This is a genomic window from Ligilactobacillus sp. JN-6 (Y).1, from assembly GCF_058111525.1.
Genome location: NZ_CM176599.1, coordinates 648,131 through 663,459, shown reverse-complemented (window position 1 = coordinate 663,459; position 15,329 = coordinate 648,131). Strand labels below are relative to the sequence as shown.

General features: G+C 35.9%; 17 protein-coding genes. 14 read left to right on the top strand and 3 right to left on the bottom strand.

The window, feature by feature from the left end:
* Nucleotides 1-312: 312 nt before the first annotated feature.
* The 3 genes from AC3XNE_RS03205 to AC3XNE_RS03195 all read right to left on the bottom strand — a co-directional run bounded on the left by AC3XNE_RS03205 (nt 313) and on the right by AC3XNE_RS03195 (nt 2,985).
* Nucleotides 313-1,287, bottom strand: a complete 975-nt coding sequence (locus tag AC3XNE_RS03205) for an SIS domain-containing protein (RefSeq protein WP_489832812.1) — start codon at nt 1,285-1,287, stop codon at nt 313-315.
* Between the two features lie 236 nt (nt 1,288-1,523).
* Nucleotides 1,524-2,255 (bottom strand): GntR family transcriptional regulator, encoded by a 732-nt coding sequence (locus tag AC3XNE_RS03200; protein ID WP_489832811.1) that lies wholly within the window; start codon nt 2,253-2,255, stop codon nt 1,524-1,526.
* Nucleotides 2,248-2,985 (bottom strand): GntR family transcriptional regulator, encoded by a 738-nt coding sequence (locus tag AC3XNE_RS03195; RefSeq protein WP_489832810.1) that lies wholly within the window; start codon nt 2,983-2,985, stop codon nt 2,248-2,250. The genes AC3XNE_RS03200 and AC3XNE_RS03195 overlap by 8 nt, the downstream gene beginning before the upstream one ends.
* 511 nt (nt 2,986-3,496) lie before the next feature.
* Here AC3XNE_RS03195 and AC3XNE_RS03190 point away from each other — a divergent pair.
* The 14 genes from AC3XNE_RS03190 (at nt 3,497) to AC3XNE_RS03125 (ending at nt 15,306) form a co-directional block, all read left to right on the top strand.
* Nucleotides 3,497-4,525: an SIS domain-containing protein gene (locus tag AC3XNE_RS03190; RefSeq protein WP_489832809.1), complete on the top strand. Its 1,029-nt coding sequence runs from the start codon at nt 3,497-3,499 to the stop codon at nt 4,523-4,525.
* A 117-nt stretch (nt 4,526-4,642) separates the two neighbouring features.
* Complete coding sequence (locus tag AC3XNE_RS03185) at nt 4,643-5,704, top strand: SIS domain-containing protein (RefSeq protein ID WP_489832808.1); 1,062 nt, start codon at nt 4,643-4,645, stop codon at nt 5,702-5,704.
* A gap of 14 nt (nt 5,705-5,718) precedes the next feature.
* Nucleotides 5,719-6,138 carry a PTS sugar transporter subunit IIA gene (locus AC3XNE_RS03180; RefSeq protein WP_489832807.1) on the top strand — a complete coding sequence of 140 codons (420 nt, stop codon included), beginning with the start codon at nt 5,719-5,721 and terminating at the stop codon, nt 6,136-6,138.
* A gap of 38 nt (nt 6,139-6,176) precedes the next feature.
* Nucleotides 6,177-6,644, top strand: a complete 468-nt coding sequence (locus AC3XNE_RS03175; protein WP_489832806.1) for a PTS sugar transporter subunit IIB — start codon at nt 6,177-6,179, stop codon at nt 6,642-6,644.
* 21 nt (nt 6,645-6,665) lie between these two features.
* Complete coding sequence (locus AC3XNE_RS03170; protein WP_489832805.1) at nt 6,666-7,466, top strand: PTS mannose/fructose/sorbose/N-acetylgalactosamine transporter subunit IIC; 801 nt, start codon at nt 6,666-6,668, stop codon at nt 7,464-7,466.
* Nucleotides 7,456-8,289 (top strand): PTS system mannose/fructose/sorbose family transporter subunit IID, encoded by an 834-nt coding sequence (locus AC3XNE_RS03165; RefSeq protein WP_489832804.1) that lies wholly within the window; start codon nt 7,456-7,458, stop codon nt 8,287-8,289. The genes AC3XNE_RS03170 and AC3XNE_RS03165 overlap by 11 nt, the downstream gene beginning before the upstream one ends.
* A 136-nt stretch (nt 8,290-8,425) precedes the next feature.
* Nucleotides 8,426-9,607, top strand: coding sequence for an MFS transporter (locus AC3XNE_RS03160; RefSeq protein WP_489832803.1), 1,182 nt, complete (start codon nt 8,426-8,428; stop codon nt 9,605-9,607).
* A 79-nt stretch (nt 9,608-9,686) separates the two neighbouring features.
* On the top strand, nt 9,687-10,331 hold the full coding sequence (locus tag AC3XNE_RS03155; RefSeq protein ID WP_489832802.1) for an HAD family hydrolase: 645 nt from the start codon (nt 9,687-9,689) through the stop codon (nt 10,329-10,331).
* Between the two features lie 4 nt (nt 10,332-10,335).
* Nucleotides 10,336-10,971, top strand: a complete 636-nt coding sequence (locus AC3XNE_RS03150; protein ID WP_489832801.1) for an HAD family hydrolase — start codon at nt 10,336-10,338, stop codon at nt 10,969-10,971.
* 306 nt (nt 10,972-11,277) lie between these two features.
* Complete coding sequence (locus AC3XNE_RS03145) at nt 11,278-11,739, top strand: PTS sugar transporter subunit IIB (protein ID WP_489832800.1); 462 nt, start codon at nt 11,278-11,280, stop codon at nt 11,737-11,739.
* Between the two features lie 17 nt (nt 11,740-11,756).
* Entirely contained in the window at nt 11,757-12,533 is a 777-nt protein-coding gene (locus tag AC3XNE_RS03140; RefSeq protein ID WP_489832799.1) for a PTS mannose/fructose/sorbose/N-acetylgalactosamine transporter subunit IIC, read from the top strand.
* On the top strand, nt 12,523-13,341 hold the full coding sequence (locus AC3XNE_RS03135) for a PTS system mannose/fructose/sorbose family transporter subunit IID (RefSeq protein WP_489832798.1): 819 nt from the start codon (nt 12,523-12,525) through the stop codon (nt 13,339-13,341). The genes AC3XNE_RS03140 and AC3XNE_RS03135 overlap by 11 nt, the downstream gene beginning before the upstream one ends.
* Nucleotides 13,342-13,372: 31 nt before the next feature.
* The gene (locus AC3XNE_RS03130; protein WP_489832797.1) at nt 13,373-14,368 is read left to right on the top strand and encodes an SIS domain-containing protein; all 996 of its coding nucleotides are present in this window, start codon (nt 13,373-13,375) and stop codon (nt 14,366-14,368) included.
* 242 nt (nt 14,369-14,610) lie between these two features.
* Nucleotides 14,611-15,306, top strand: a complete 696-nt coding sequence (locus AC3XNE_RS03125; protein WP_489832796.1) for a GntR family transcriptional regulator — start codon at nt 14,611-14,613, stop codon at nt 15,304-15,306.
* Nucleotides 15,307-15,329: the final 23 nt, after the last annotated feature.

Sequence of the window (15,329 nt, the reverse complement as noted above, 5' to 3'; positions counted from 1 at the left end):
AGATAGTATATCACAAGAGTAAAAGTTAATGGTAACATCTTAGGAAAGAGGAGGTAACCCTTCTTTTAAAATATAACTCTGTTGGCCTGGTGACAAAGGATGAATCCTTTGTTCTCAATCGTCATTCTTAAAATTTATGGATTTTGAAGGCTTATCTGGATTTTTAATCATAAATCATTCTACTTTTGTAAAAATTACCTCATCATCGTCAATAAGGTAATTGTAACTTAATTAGTAATGTGTATTAAAAGCAGTTAGTTGAGCAGTGCTAGCTACCATATGGCGTCGAAGTTCGGCGAGCCACCTTACTGCTTAATATTCCATTTGCCACATGTAGCGACGAACATCTAATGAATGACCTCTCTCGAAAGCAATTGCTTCAACGAGCTGACGGATCATTGTTCCTGTCAAAATAGCAGCAACAAATTCTTTAGCATCATCTGCCACAGAATCTAAAGGAAGATCAGCTTGATCAATGACTTCTAAGCAATCTGTGTGTGACTTAGCGAAATTTTCTACCCTTTGGTCAAGTGGTCTTGTGTTACCAATGCTCTTAACAAGTAAGAACGGAACATCATAATCAGTGATTTCAAATGGCCCGTGGAAGTATTCACCTGAATTGACGACACCAGAATTTATCCATTGCATTTCCATGAACCAGCATAAAGCTGTAGAATATACTTCACCATAATTGATACCACTACCAATGGTATAAATAGTTTCACTACGTTTATACTTCTTGCCCCATTCTTTAGCAGTAGCGCTATATTCACTTTTAACTTTAGTAGTTAATGCTTCAAGCTTATCCAATTCTTTGAAGCAAGTATCCCATTTAGCATCGTCCGTAAAATGTTTTAATAATTTGAAAACCAAACCGAAAAATACGGGCTTGTTTAGATCGCTGGCATCAGCTTTTTCTCCCCAGTCATAGTGGATAGGATACTCTGTTGTTTCCCAAAGTGGAGAATCAGTGTCATGAGAAAAACTGATCGTTAAAGCACCTTTGTCTCTAGCTAACTTGGTAGCTTTAACTGTTTCGGGAGTTGTTCCTGAATGTGACATAGAAACAACAACGGCATTTTCGTTTAAAGTCTTAGGAGCATCGTGGATAAATTCGTTCGCTGTGTACACCTGATTGACCAAGTCTGAATTTCTGTCAAAAAGATATTGCCCAGGCATAAGAACTGCTTGGGAGCCACCACAAGCCACAAAAAAGATACTCTTTATAGTACGATTTGCAACCTCATCAACTGCTTTATCGATCTGTGAAACATGTTCATTCCTCATAATAATGCTCTCCTTTTGGTCTAGATTATTTAAGATTATATAATGTTATATAATCTTTACTCATTATTATAATGGAATCGATTTAAAAAGCAACAGTTTTTAAGAAATTTGTTTGCTACATAAAAGTTGACAAGATATGATCTATGTTTGCGACCCTAACTATATTTCCAATTTGGAATTATGATCAATTTTTGTGTAGATGATAATTTATTTATAGCGATAAAAAGTTTTAAATCTTAAAGAGAAAGACGAGAAGTTATTTTCCCGACAGAAGCTTTAGTATAGCTTTCCGTATATTCAATGATTTCTTGATTTTCGTCTGCACTTAAATAATCTGATTTGAAAACAAATGATTGAGGATCAACTTGTAATAATTTAGCTTCTTTGGGTAAGGGATTCATTAATATTTGGTAAGATTGAAAAAATGTTGGGACATGATTTTTGCTTGCCATATAGTCATAGAGTCCAACATTATTAAAATCTATATCGTAAAAATCAGGAAACAATTTTGAAGGAACATACGAGTATTCAACAGCAAAAGGGGTATTATTCCTCAATTTTATTCTATGCACGCCAGATATTTCTTCTTGTTGTGAGAGGTTCAGTTTTGCCCTTAAAAATTCGGAGTCAATGTTATCAACAAATTTAAGGATATGGTTAATAATATTATTATCTTTAGATGAAAGAACATTTGTCAGTGACTTTGAAGATTGAAAAGTGATGTCGAAGCGTTTATCGATCCCACTCTTGACAAAGGTCCCCTTTCCTTGTTCACGCGTCAATAAGCTGTCTGCAACTAAGGAATCGATAGCTCTTTTGACTGTCATTCGATTCACTTTATAGTGTTGCGCTAACAGTCTTTCACTAGGTATCTTTTGTCCTGGAAGATATTCTTGTGAATAGACTTTTTCGCGGAGCAATGCTTCGACTTGCCTGTATAATGGAGATCTGTAATCAAGTTCACTCAATGAAACCACCTACTTTTCCTGTAATGACTTTTGAAGGGTAGACACTAGCCGATGAATTAATATCACTATATTGGGTCAAGAAAAAAATATTTTGCTCTTTTTTATTTTTAAAAGTTGCCGAAACACAAGATAAAGGTTTTTTGTACTCTACATGAAGTGCCTCAGAAGTTTTCTTATCTGCATAAGTCAGACTTAAGGTGGAATCAATACTTTGAGTACTTGAGATAGCCTGTTGAATTTTTTCAAAGATGTTTTTCTCTGAAATGTATAAGTTAATACTAAGAGGCAAGAACATATCATTTAACAATAAACTTGAATCATTTTCCAGCGACGGGACTCGAAACGAAGAAAATAACATTTTAGTTCCCAAGGGCAATTGGAATCTTTGGGATAGTATTTTGTCAGTATCGATGAATTTTTCAGTTAATATATCGTACTGGTCGACATCAGGGTTTAGATTTAAATAACTATACGTTTTATTGAAATTTGAAATAAAGTTTATAAGATGATCTTTTTTTGGGGAGTTAACAAAATACCCGATGGACTCTACCTTGTGAAGAACCCCCATTTTTTCTAGGCGAGTTAAGGCACAACGAGCGGTTCCTCTGGAAATGTTATAGTTAGTTGAAATACTGCGCTCTGATATTTTATCGTTGCTTTGTAAAATGTTTTTGTAAATTTTATATTGTAGATCCTTTGCTACTAATTCTTCTTTATTGAGGCTTGTCATGTTTTTTCCTTTCGTAACAATTATCGTTATTCTTGTAAAATCTGTGTGATTCTTGACTTAAAAAGAGTATGTAAAAATTTTTGGTATTGTAGCTTTTATAATATCTCTTTTAATTTAAATTGACACCTGTTTGTACCTCTTACATTAAAGCTGCGGTTTATTGAAATTAAAATGTACGTGAATGTAAGAAGCTAAGAAAAATGTCTGATTTAAATGATAAATTAGATGGGATATGTTTCTTAGCTATGGTTATTATACTAACTGGTATATTAAAAAGTAAAATAGGAATGCTTAAATAACCAATTTCTGATTTTATCAAGACAGTTTATGGTCTGTAAATCAAATTAAATAGTGACAATCAGTCTGAGTGCAGTACTGTTTGTGAAAAAAATAAAAAACTTTTAGAAAACGCTTGCAATAATTGCAAATACTGGTATACTAAAATTGCAAATAGGAACAGTTAATGAACCAATCTTATTTCGCACAATTCATTTTTTGGAGGTCAAAAGATATGGAAACAGAAAAAGTTGAATTGATCAATTTTAATCAAGAAGGGTATTTGGCTGATGGAGAACTTGCATATTCAAAACGGCAAGAAGTTGAAGAATTAGTGGATAAGATCGAGGCTCAAGGATATAAGAATGTATATTTGATGGGTATTGGAGGTACAGAATTTGAGTTGTATCAATTCGAATACTTAGCAAGAAAAATGTCAGATCTACAAATTACATGTGTAAATGCTGCTGATATTAATGTGGCACGGCCACGCGATTTAACTAAGGATTCTCTTGTTATCACTGCGAGTGATAGTGGAGATACTGCGGAGATCATCGAAGCTGCAAATTGGATGGTCGATGAAGGGATCCGAATGGTTGCTTTTACTAAGAAAAACGGAAAATTAGGACAAATTGCTCAAAATATAATTGAAGTTAATGGTTCTACAGGGCCGGCACAAAATTATTATGTCGTAGAAGCTTTATTGGTCTTCTATTTATTGCATAAGCGCGGAGATTTCGACAAATATACAGAATTTGCTGATCAGTTAAAAGGTGTATTTAAAGACTTATTTGAGATCCGTAAGAAGTTTGAGCCAACGGCTAATGAGATCGCCAAGAAGTGTTATCAAGCTCCATATACTATTTTCACTGGTTCAGGTGCTTTGTGGGGAGAAACAGAATTATTTGCAGAGTGTTTACTTGAAGAGATGCAGTGGATCCGCACACGTCCGATCACCAGCAGTAAATTCTTCCATGGCACATTGGAGTTAGTTGAAAAAAATGTTCCAGTGTTTATTGTTGAAGGTGAAGATGAATATAGAAAGCAAGATGTTCGTGTTCAACGTTTTTGTGAAAAAATCGGTGCAGAACATTATGTGATCGATACTGAAGAATATGCTTTGAGTGTTGATGATGAGTTTAGGGGGCTTGTTATTCCTTGGATAGTAAACTCGTTATTGACAGACCGTTTGACAAATTATTATGAAGTTTACACAAAACATAATAAGAACTACAGACGTTATTATAGACAATTTGAATATTAAAAACCATTTGCCAAAAAAGTGATCGTCATTTGTTGTTATTAAAAAAGTTAGTGGGATGCAGAGTTGTGTCCTACTACATTTTATTGAGATGGGTAATTGAAGTGGAGGAAATTGACAATGGAAATGTTAGATTATGTAAAGAAAACTCCCGAGAAAATAACAGAAAATATTAGTAATAAAGAAAAATTGGTTACTCCATTAGTCGATCTTTTTAAGGCTGACAATTTTGGAAGCGTTCTCATTGTTGCCTCGGGGTCTTCGCTGAACGCTGCCATGATGGCTACTGCGTATATGGAAAAAAGATTACACTGCTCAGTTACAACTATCACGCCTGAATTATTTGAATTAAAGCAAAATGTAGATTTTAAAAATTCTTTTATTCTATTTATTTCCCAAAGTGGCGCTTCAACCAATATTTTGCATGCTTTGAAATATATGGATCAAGTAAATGCAAAGAAAATCGTTCTTACTAGTAACTTAAAAAGTGAAGTAGCTCAGCATGTTGATGCTGCTATTGATTATGGAGTAGGTAACGAAACGGTTGGTTATGTAACGATGGGTCTTTCAACTCTGATATTATATTTGGCTATGTTTGCCAACGAGGTAGCTGTTGCACAAGGAAGAAAAAGTGATTCAGAAGAAGATTTTAAGCAATTATCAGTTCTTTATGAAAAAACGATCGAGCAGAGTTTGCAATTTGTTGAACAACATTATTTAGAGTTAGCAGAAATGGGACCTACTTTTATTTGTGGAAATGATATGAACTTTGGTGTAGCTCGTGAAGCAGCCTTAAAGTTTCAGGAAACATTGAAAATCCCGACATTGCACTATGAGATCGAAGAGTTTATGCATGGCCCCGACATTCAATTGTCCCCTCAGTACACAGTTTTTTTGATCGATAATCCTGAAGCTAGTGAAAGAATAAAAGCAATTCATCATGGTTTGTCAGCAGTGATCAATAAAGGCTACCTTTTGACAAATAATAACCAGCAAGTTAAGGAGAATACTATTTCAATTCCAAAGTCTCCGATCAAAGAATTAACTGCCCTTATTACAATACCGTTTTTCCAAGTTATTGCAGCCAGAATGATGCCAGATCTAAAAAGAGAACCAGCTCATCCTTTTGCTGATAAATTTATGGACAACGTTCCGACTAAAGATTATACCCAGGTTAAATAGGGGAGAGATGCAACATGATACAAGTTTTGATATGTACACATGAACGAATGGCGAAGGGCACTAAAAAAACTGCTGAATTTATTATGGGTGACCAACCAAATTTACATGAAATTTCGGCATATACAGAAGAACATCCAGACCATAAAAGAGACATTGAGAATTTTTTAGAAAAGTATTCAAAAGATCCGGTCGTTGTGTTTACTGATATTGTAGGTGGAAGCGTTAATACTGAATTAATACAAATGACTGCGAAGCTCCCTAACCTGCATATTATTTCCGGGGTCAATTTACCAATGATAATACAAGTTTTGCTTTCTAATGAAACTGACCTTGAAGCTACCATAGAAAAAACTATATTAGAAGGAAAAAACGGGATCCAATACGTAAATCAAACTTTAAGTGATACAGAGAACGAACTTACAGATGATTTTTAAGATATTTATCTTAATTTCTAATAAGGAGGCAGTGAATAATGATCAAGATGATTCGTGTAGATTATCGGTTGTTACATGGCCAGGTGGCAGTTTCATGGACAGGGACTCTTGGTGCTGATGCTTTATTGTTGGTTAGTGATACGCTCAAGAATGATAAATTGAGAATGGAAACCTTAGCTCTTGCTAAGCCAAGTGGGATCAAGGTCGTTGTTAAAAATACAGAGGAAGCGATCAATGTCATAAAAAGTGGGAAAACTGACCGGTATTCCATGTTTGTAATTTGTGAAACAGTTGGGATCGCGGACAAATTGGCTCGTGAATTTGGTGTTAAATCTATTAATCTGGGTAATATTTCTTTTGGTGAAGGGAAACGTAAATTAAGTAAAAGTGTTTATGTAGATCCTAACGAGGAAAAGACAATTAAATCCCTGATCGCTGATGGTTATGACTTGTTTATTCAAATGGTCCCAACAGAAAACAAAATTGTAGCAAAGAATGTGATTTAGAACGTAAAGGAGATGTTCTAAATGGTTTTACAAACGATTCTAATTCTTATTGTAACTTTATTTGGGTACACGGATGCGTTTACCGGAACGAGTTTGATCCAAAGACCAATTGTAATGGGCACATTGACCGGTTTAGTTTTGGGTGATATAAAAGCTGGTATCATAATGGGCGGAACTATGGAATTAGCAATGGTAGGTTCTGTTTCGATCGGTGCTTACATTCCGCCTGATATGGTTTCGGGAACGATCTTAGGTGTTTCTTTAGCGATCCAAGCTAACGCAAACCCTGCTGCTGCTTTAACTTTGGGGATTCCCATCGCAACTATCGTTTTGGCTTTAAATACGGCTATTGGCCAGCCATTAAAATTGATCTTCCTGCATAGGATCGATAAGAACGCAAAAGACGCAGATACACGAGCGATCGGACGTAATATGATAATCGGTGGGTATGCGGGGAACCTGCCCGGCATTATTATTACACCTATAGCTTTTTACTTTGGCCAACACGCAGTAACTTCTCTTTTAGATAATATTCCAGCTTTTATCTCTACTGGAATGAATATTGCAGCTGGGTTACTTCCAGCTCTCGGTTTTGCTATGTTAGCACAGATGATCATGACTAAAAAAGTGGCAGTCTTCTTCTTTATTGGCTTCTTCCTTGTTGCCTATGGAAAAATTTCAACTACAGGTGTAGCCATTTTTGCTGTGATGATCATTATCGTGATGTACTTATTTGTTGAAACAAAGAATATTAAGAGTGAAGAAAACGAGGCTTCAGAAGGAAACAGTCAGGATGAAGGAGATGGCTTCGATGAATTTTAACATTCAACCTGAATATAAAGGGAAAATAACAAAAAAAGATTTGAAAAAAGTGTTTTGGCGTAGTTTTCCGACTGAACATTTGTGGAACTACGAGCGGATGATGAACGCAGGGTATACTTATGCAATGATCCCTGTTTTAAAAAAGCTCTACCCTGATAAAGATGACCTTGCAGATGCCCTAACACGCCATATGGAAGTTTACAATGTTACACCGTATATTATTACTTTACCAGAAGGTATCTCTGTTGCTATGGAAGAGTCAAATGCTAACGACCCGGATTTTGATACTACGTCTATTTCAGCTATCAAACTTGCTATGATGGGTCCCTTATCTGGAGTCGGTGATGCATTTTTCTGGGGAACTCTAAGGATTTTAGCAACTAGTGTTGGGACGGGACTAGCATTACAAGGTAATATACTGGGACCTATCTTATTCTTGTTGATGTTTGATCTACCCCATATTATACTCCGATATATCGGAACTTTTGTGGGTTATGGTTTAGGTTCTAACGTTATTGAAAAACTAAGACAGTCGGGGATCATGGACAAGGTTATGGAATATGCCTCCATTATGGGAATAATGGTTGTCGGTGGCATGACTATGGATATGGTCAACATTGATTTTATAACCAAAATTGGTAGCGGCAAGGGAGCACAAACCGTTCAAAACCTTTTGGATGGGATAGCTCCCGGTTTAGCCACACTTGCTATTTTCGGATTGATGTATTGGATGTTAAAGAAAAAGATGAATCCATTGGTGATTATGTTGATTATTTTGGTTGTCAGTATCGCTGCAGCATATTTTCATATCTTGGGAGCTTAAGGCTAAAGATTTTTCTGCGCAAAAATTAGTAGTATTGAAATAGAACAAAGGGAATGAGGGATTGACTGCCTCATTTCTTTTATTTTAACTAATTGGCAGTATGCGGATCTGGGTCCTAGTGAAAGTAGGTTGAAATATGGCAGGAAGAACACAATATATTTCTTTAAAGTGGTTATTAGTAGGAACGCTTATTACTAGTACAGCAATGAGCTTTATTTGGCCATTAAATACTATATATATACATGAGACACTCCATAAAAGCCTGGTTATTGCGGCTATTGTGCTTTGCTTGAATCAATTAGCTACTATGTTTGGAAATTGGTTTGGCGGCGTTCTATTTGACTCTTGGGACCCATACTATGCAGTTTTGGTCGGAATTGTGACTAACATAATAGCTTTTGGATCGCTTATATTTTTACATTCTTGGCCCTATTATGCGATATTACTTGTGTTTTCAGGCTTTGCAAATGGTATTTCGTCTACTTGTGAAAATTCACTTGCGACTGTTGTTGAGGGTAGAAAGTCTAGTTATGTTTTTAATGCATTGTATTTTATGATAAACCTTGGACTGGTTATCGGTACTCTGGCAGTCGGATATATCTTACCTTTAGGTATACAGTATGTTTTTGCAGTAGCGACAGCGATCCAAATTATTTTTTTATTTGTAGCTATCAAGCATTATAGAGTTAAAACAGTCAGTAACGCACGTTATGCAGATGTCAAACGTCCTAAAAATTTGTTAACATTTAAAATTTTTGTCGTTTTATTAGCTGTTTTGATAGGCTGGATGGTCTATGAGCAATGGCAAAGTAATATCTCGACTTTCATGATCCAAGAAGGATTCAGAGTTAAAGATTATAGTTTTCTTTGGACTTTCAACGCGATTTTAATAGTTGTGCTACAACCGATCGTGACTTATTTTGATGATTTTTTAGTAGCTCATATTCGTGGTCGTTTAAACGTTGGGTTACTATTATTGAGTTTTTCATTTGCATTGCTATTGTTTCCGTTTAAAGATAACTATTTTTTATATATATTTTCCATATGTTTGTTAACGATGGGTGAGGTTTTATTATTTCCTGGTGCCTCGAGTTTTGTGGATCTGCAAACTTCAGGCGGATATATCGGTTATTTTCAAGGGAAAGTTCAAATGTACTCTGCGGCAGGGAAAGCCATTGGCCCACTCTTTGGAGCTCTTGTTATCGATAATGCAAGTTACGAATGGTTATTTCTCATTTGTGTTGTGGTAGTTTTCATTACGGTTTTAATATTTAATGCCCCTTTCAGACTACAAAAGGAAAAAAGTGAAAACGGGTGAAAAGATCAGCACAGATTTGTATGATCGCTAGAGACTGATAATTAGTGGTCTCAGGTAAAAGTAAAGGAGGAACTGGTTTATGAAAGATGTATATATTTTTGACATGGACGGGGTACTTGTTGACAGTGAGGCTTATTATCATAAGTTAAGGCTAGGCTTTTTGAAAAAATACGGTCTTTCAACACCGTATACAAATATTAATGATTATCTTGGTATCGATTATGACTTGGAGTGGAAGATGTTAGTCCGAGATCCTAAACAACGCCAACGACTTTTGCCGAAATTTGATAGTTATTGGGCAGAAAATAATATCAGCTACTCTGAATATTTAAATGAACAAGTCCCAGATTTTCTTGCTGAACTAAAGCAAGCCGGTAAGACCGTGGCATTGGCATCGGCGGGGAAACTTAGGGGAGTAAATCAAATGTTAGATGAGTGCAACTTAAGACAATATTTTGATTCCGTGCTTAGCGGGGAAAATGTAAAAAATAATAAGCCTGCTCCCGATATTTATTTACAGAGTGCTAAGAAATTAAACGTAAGTCCTGAACAATGCGTTGCTCTTGAAGACAGTACGATCGGGATCAGCTCGGCCAAAAGTGCGGGGATAGAAACATGGGCTCTTGAGTATCCACAATATAGAGTTGATCAAACTGCGGCCGATCATAAATTTAGGGGATTTGGGAAAGTTAGAGAATATTTCCGAACAATAATTGGGGAGTAACAGAATGAAAAAAGCATATATTTTTGATATGGATGGAGTAATTGTTGATAGTGAAAAATATTATCACCGGCAAAGGTTGAATTTCTTGAGCTCGCAAGGGTTAGTACCAGGGGTCAGTGAACTAAAGTATTATGTTGGAGCATCTTTTGAAGACGGTTGGAAAATGATGGTACCCGATGAATCTTTGTGGTATGAACTGCTCCCAAAGTTTAAACAGTACTTCGCTGACCATAAGATCAATTATGCCGACTACGTCCATGATTATGTAGGAGATTTCTTAAGGGATCTAAAAGCAAATAATAAAATAGTAACTTTGGCATCTGCGGGAAACATCGACCTAATAGAGCAAATGCTGGATCAGTGCAACTTTCGACAGTATTTTGATTCAATTTTAAGTGGTGAGGAAGTAAGCAAAAATAAACCTGCCCCAGATATTTATTTAAAAAGTGTCGATAAAATAGGCCTAAATCCCTCTGAGTGTGTTGCGTTGGAGGATAGCGTTCTTGGGATCCGGTCGGCTAAGGACGCTGGTTTAGAAACATGGGCTCTTAAATACCCTGAATACAAGATCGATCAAAGTCAAGCTGATTATGTTTTTAATGGTTTTGAAGAAGTCATACGTTATTTCCATAGCATGTAGGATTTACTTTTATTCTTTTTTAGCTTTGCTTTACTGGTCAAGTAGTCGGAGTCAAATGGTTATATTTTGAGGCAGCTTGTGTGGTAGCTGCCTTTTTTGTATGTCTGAAATTTGTAAATTTAGTATGACAAAAAACAGTGAGGTATTCTTCGTGACACTTTTTTGGCATGTTTTTTGCTCTTTGTAATTGTGTAGCAGACAAACTCGGATAGGGGATGATTTTATAGAATAGGTATGCTTTATGGATATTCATTTTTTAAGGTCAACATTAAAGAAACAAAGTTTTTAATACGAGGAGGTTTAATTATGATCGTTTTAACGCGTGTAGATCATAGGCTATTGCATGGGCAAGTTGCGTTTTCTTGGCTGTCACATTTATCAGCAGATTGCATTTTATTGGCAAATGATGATACAGCTTTAGATAAAACCAAGAAAACTATTGCCAAATTGGCAAAACCTAGTGGAGTCAAGTTGGTAATAAAAACAATTGATGATTCTATAAAAGCTATTAATAGTGGTATTACAGATAAATACAAGTTGTTTATTGTGGTTGCCAATATTGACGATGCTTATCAGCTGGTAAAAAATGTAGACTCAATAAAGAGTTTAAACTTAGGGGGAACTAAATCAGAAGAAGGAAAGGAAGCTTTGTCACCTGCCGTTTTTGTTACTGAAGATGAACATGACGAGTTAAAAAATTTGGTAAGTGATGGAGTAGAAGTTTATTGTCAACAAGTTCCTACGGAAAAGAAAAAACCGGTTAGTTAAGGAAAGTATGTGATAAAATGCAAACGCTTCTGATATTTTTAGTAGCTATTTTTGGGTATGCTGAGTATTTTTTGTTTGGGAGAGGGCAAACATATCGCCCGATCGTAATGTGTGCGGCAACAGGCCTTGTTATGGGTGATCTGTCAACAGGAGTGATAATTGGTGCACAAATGGAATTAGCATTTATTGGAGTTCAGGAGATTGGACTGTCGACACCCCAAGATATGGTTTCTGCCAGTATAGTTGGGACAAGTATAGCCATTCAGTCAGGAAGTAATTATGCTACTGCTATTACTTTTGGATTGCCTATCTCCATGGTAGTATTGTTTGTTCAGAACTTAGTGTATGTGGTTATTTCTCCTTTATTTGTACAAAAATGTGAGGAAATCGCTGCTAAAGGAAAAACTAAGCTGTTCAGTAGGTTCACTTTCTGGGGAGGAACATTTTTACATTTTGGGCCGTCCATCATTCTTGTTACCTTGACGTTCATTTTAGGTAACCATTTTGCCAAAACGCTTATCGGCATGATCCCTAAATTTGTTCAGGACGGTTTAATTGTAGCAAGCAATATTTTACCAGCCTTTGGTTTTGCAATGCTTTTAGAGGTAATTATGAAGAAAGATGTTTTTCCATTTTTCTTTGTGGGCTTCTTAATTGCTGCCTACTTAAAGGTACCAATTATGGGTATCGCATTTTTCGGTGCAGTAATTGTTGCTATTATGTTCTATAGAGATCAGAAAAATGAAAGTAATAACAATGACAGTAAGGCAGGTGTAGATGACGATGACTTCTGACAATTTAACTAAAAAGGCCTTTAGAAAAGCTTTTTGGCGTACGTTTTCGATGGGAGCTTCTTGGGAGTTTAGTAAGCAGTTATGTACTGGCTATTCTTATGCGATGGCGCCTCTACTGGAGGAAATATTTAAAAATAAACCAGAAAAATTAAAAGAATCGCTGAAAAGAAATACAGAGTTTTTTAATGTTTCGAATTTTTGTTCTTCAACTATTATGGGTATTTCTGCCTCGATGGAAGAAGAATATGCACAAAATGATGATTTTGATCCGCGTACGATCAGTAATATTAAAGCGAGTTTGATGGGCCCTTTGTCCGCAATTGGTGACTCGCTAGTAATGGGGACTTGGAGAATAATCTGTACAAGTATAGCTGCCACTTTTGCATTAAAAGGAAATGTTGCTGGTCCTTTACTTTTTATTCTTGCCTATAATATCCCGTGTACTCTTGTAAGATGGTATGGCCTGAAGTATGGATATACGCTTGGCGTTGGTTTTTTAGATAAGTTAAATTCCACTGGGGCAATCGAAAAGTTATCTTATTATTCCTCGATCCTAGGGATGATAGTTATTGGAGCGATGACTTCAAACTATGTTGTGATAAAAACACCACTTAGTTTTGGTAAAGGAGGAGCTAAACTTACCTTACAAGGGGACATCTTAAATCAGATCGTTCCAGGGTTGTTGTCTCTTTTGGCCGTATTCATTATGTATAAACTGTTGAAAAAGGGTGTAAATGTAGGTTGGATCATGTTAGGCACTTTTGTGCTCGGAATAGTTTGTTCATACTTTAAAGTGTTTGTACCATAAAAATGGGTTATTCAGTGGAGGTATTGTGAAAATGTTAAATGAAAAAGAACTTGTAAAAGAAATTATTGACAATGGACGTCAGGTCGAAGATATATTCTTGGCTGCTTGCGGCGGTTCCATGAACGATTTATATACAGCTCACTATTTTGTGGAGAAGGAAAGTAAAAAACTACACTCAACGTGTAAGAATGCGAGAGAATTGACTCTAGAAGAGCCAATACGGTGGAATGAAAATAGCATTACTTTTGTTCTTTCACATAGTGGAAATACGCCTGAAGCGATCGAGGCGGCGAAGATGGCTAAGACAAGAGGATCATATGTGATCGCTATTTCTAATTCGACGGATTCTAAATTAGCTGATCCTACTTTGTATGATAAGTTTTTTAGTTATGGTTGGGGAGAAGATGTTTCTCATAAAGATGTTCCAATGGGGATGGAACTTAGGATCTTGAATGAATATTTGCATCAAACGGAAAGTTCTTATGCCAAATATGACAAGGTGTTGGATGGTTTAAATAAAATTGATGAAATTGTTGACACTGCCAAGAAGGTACAGCAGCCGGCTGCGAAGAAATTCGCACAAAAGTATCGTAAACAAGACTTCATGTACATTCTTGGTTCTGGTGCAAATTATTCGCAAGCTTATGGTTTTGCAATATGTTCATTGATGGAGATGCAATGGATGGACTGTGCGTTTATCGATTCAGCTGAGTTTTTCCATGGTCCTTTTGAAGTTTTACAAGATGATCAGCTATTTATCCAATGTGTTAATACTGGCCAAACACGAGCAATGGACACTAGATCCAGGGACTTTATTAAGAAGTATAACGGACAGTTAGAAGTTATCGATTCCCAAGACTTTGGGATGGATAAAATCGATGACGCTGTAGTTGATCATTTTAATCCAATTGTCTTTTATGAAATGGGCGTTTTGTATCGTGATGAGTTAGGTGAAAAACGAGCTCATGACACGGATTTTAGACAATATATGGGAAAGGTTGATTATTCTTATACTCCAGTGATTTAGTTATGGAACATAAAACGTTTTTTAAATTTAAAGTTGGTTAACTCTATGCAACTCAGACCATCTATTTCTAAAAAGAAGTAGGTGGTTTTTATTTACTAGAAAGAAACCCCCCCTAATATATACGATCAGTTGAAAGTTTGTAAGGAAAGCCAAACATTGAAAGCGTTTTAAAAACCAGGTATAATAAAGTCGTATTAAGACGTATTGTCAAAAGTTTTCTTGTACAAAGGAAGAATATAAATATGGTGGAAGTTTTATACCAAGGCGTTAAAGATAATATCAAGCAAAGAATACTGAATAGCGAGTATCCGGCAGGTGCTAAATTACCGAGTGAGCCGTTGTTACAAGATAAATATGAAGTTAGTCGAGTGACCATTCGAAAGGCTATCGATCAATTAGTTCAAGAGGGTTATGTGACCCGTTTACAGGGAAAGGGGACATTTGTTAATGAGACAAAAAAAGTTAGGCGTTTAATAAGACATTCTGCCGTGGAAAGTTTTTCAACTATCGCTGAACAGAATGGTTTGTCCGCAACAACAAAGGTTGTTTCTGTGAAAAAAGCAGTTGTCCCAGTGAAAATGCAGGAGAATTTTTTGAGGCCCGCACTTAACGTCCAGAGGATACGTTATGTCAGCAATACTCCTTTAATTGTTGAAAATAATTTTTTCCCATTACCGCGTTTTGCTAATTTGACGAATTACGATTTAACTAAGTCGCTTTATCAGTGCTTTTATTCTGAATACGATATTAAGAAAATTATTTCGAAAAAAACAACTGTCAGTATGATTCAAGCAGATAGTGAAAGAGCGAGCCAACTTAACTGTTCATTTGGTTTTCCCTTATTTTTGCTAGACACGATTATTACAGATGAAAGAGGGGCAGTTATTCAGGCAGCGGAGGAGTTTATTCTATCGAATATGTATCAGTTTGAACTTTAAATTTTTGTCAGAAGTTCTTTTGT

Coding starts and splice junctions, on each gene's coding strand:
- AC3XNE_RS03130 (WP_489832797.1), top strand. CDS start 13,373: ATGTTAAATGAAAAAGAACTTGTAAAAGAAATTATTGACAATGGACGT.
- AC3XNE_RS03175 (WP_489832806.1), top strand. CDS start 6,177: ATGATCAAGATGATTCGTGTAGATTATCGGTTGTTACATGGCCAGGTG.
- AC3XNE_RS03170 (WP_489832805.1), top strand. CDS start 6,666: ATGGTTTTACAAACGATTCTAATTCTTATTGTAACTTTATTTGGGTAC.
- AC3XNE_RS03150 (WP_489832801.1), top strand. CDS start 10,336: ATGAAAAAAGCATATATTTTTGATATGGATGGAGTAATTGTTGATAGT.
- AC3XNE_RS03180 (WP_489832807.1), top strand. CDS start 5,719: ATGATACAAGTTTTGATATGTACACATGAACGAATGGCGAAGGGCACT.
- AC3XNE_RS03185 (WP_489832808.1), top strand. CDS start 4,643: ATGGAAATGTTAGATTATGTAAAGAAAACTCCCGAGAAAATAACAGAA.
- AC3XNE_RS03155 (WP_489832802.1), top strand. CDS start 9,687: ATGAAAGATGTATATATTTTTGACATGGACGGGGTACTTGTTGACAGT.
- AC3XNE_RS03190 (WP_489832809.1), top strand. CDS start 3,497: ATGGAAACAGAAAAAGTTGAATTGATCAATTTTAATCAAGAAGGGTAT.
- AC3XNE_RS03140 (WP_489832799.1), top strand. CDS start 11,757: ATGCAAACGCTTCTGATATTTTTAGTAGCTATTTTTGGGTATGCTGAG.
- AC3XNE_RS03135 (WP_489832798.1), top strand. CDS start 12,523: ATGACTTCTGACAATTTAACTAAAAAGGCCTTTAGAAAAGCTTTTTGG.
- AC3XNE_RS03165 (WP_489832804.1), top strand. CDS start 7,456: ATGAATTTTAACATTCAACCTGAATATAAAGGGAAAATAACAAAAAAA.
- AC3XNE_RS03205 (WP_489832812.1), bottom strand. CDS start 1,287: ATGAGGAATGAACATGTTTCACAGATCGATAAAGCAGTTGATGAGGTT.
- AC3XNE_RS03160 (WP_489832803.1), top strand. CDS start 8,426: ATGGCAGGAAGAACACAATATATTTCTTTAAAGTGGTTATTAGTAGGA.
- AC3XNE_RS03195 (WP_489832810.1), bottom strand. CDS start 2,985: ATGACAAGCCTCAATAAAGAAGAATTAGTAGCAAAGGATCTACAATAT.
- AC3XNE_RS03125 (WP_489832796.1), top strand. CDS start 14,611: ATGGTGGAAGTTTTATACCAAGGCGTTAAAGATAATATCAAGCAAAGA.
- AC3XNE_RS03145 (WP_489832800.1), top strand. CDS start 11,278: ATGATCGTTTTAACGCGTGTAGATCATAGGCTATTGCATGGGCAAGTT.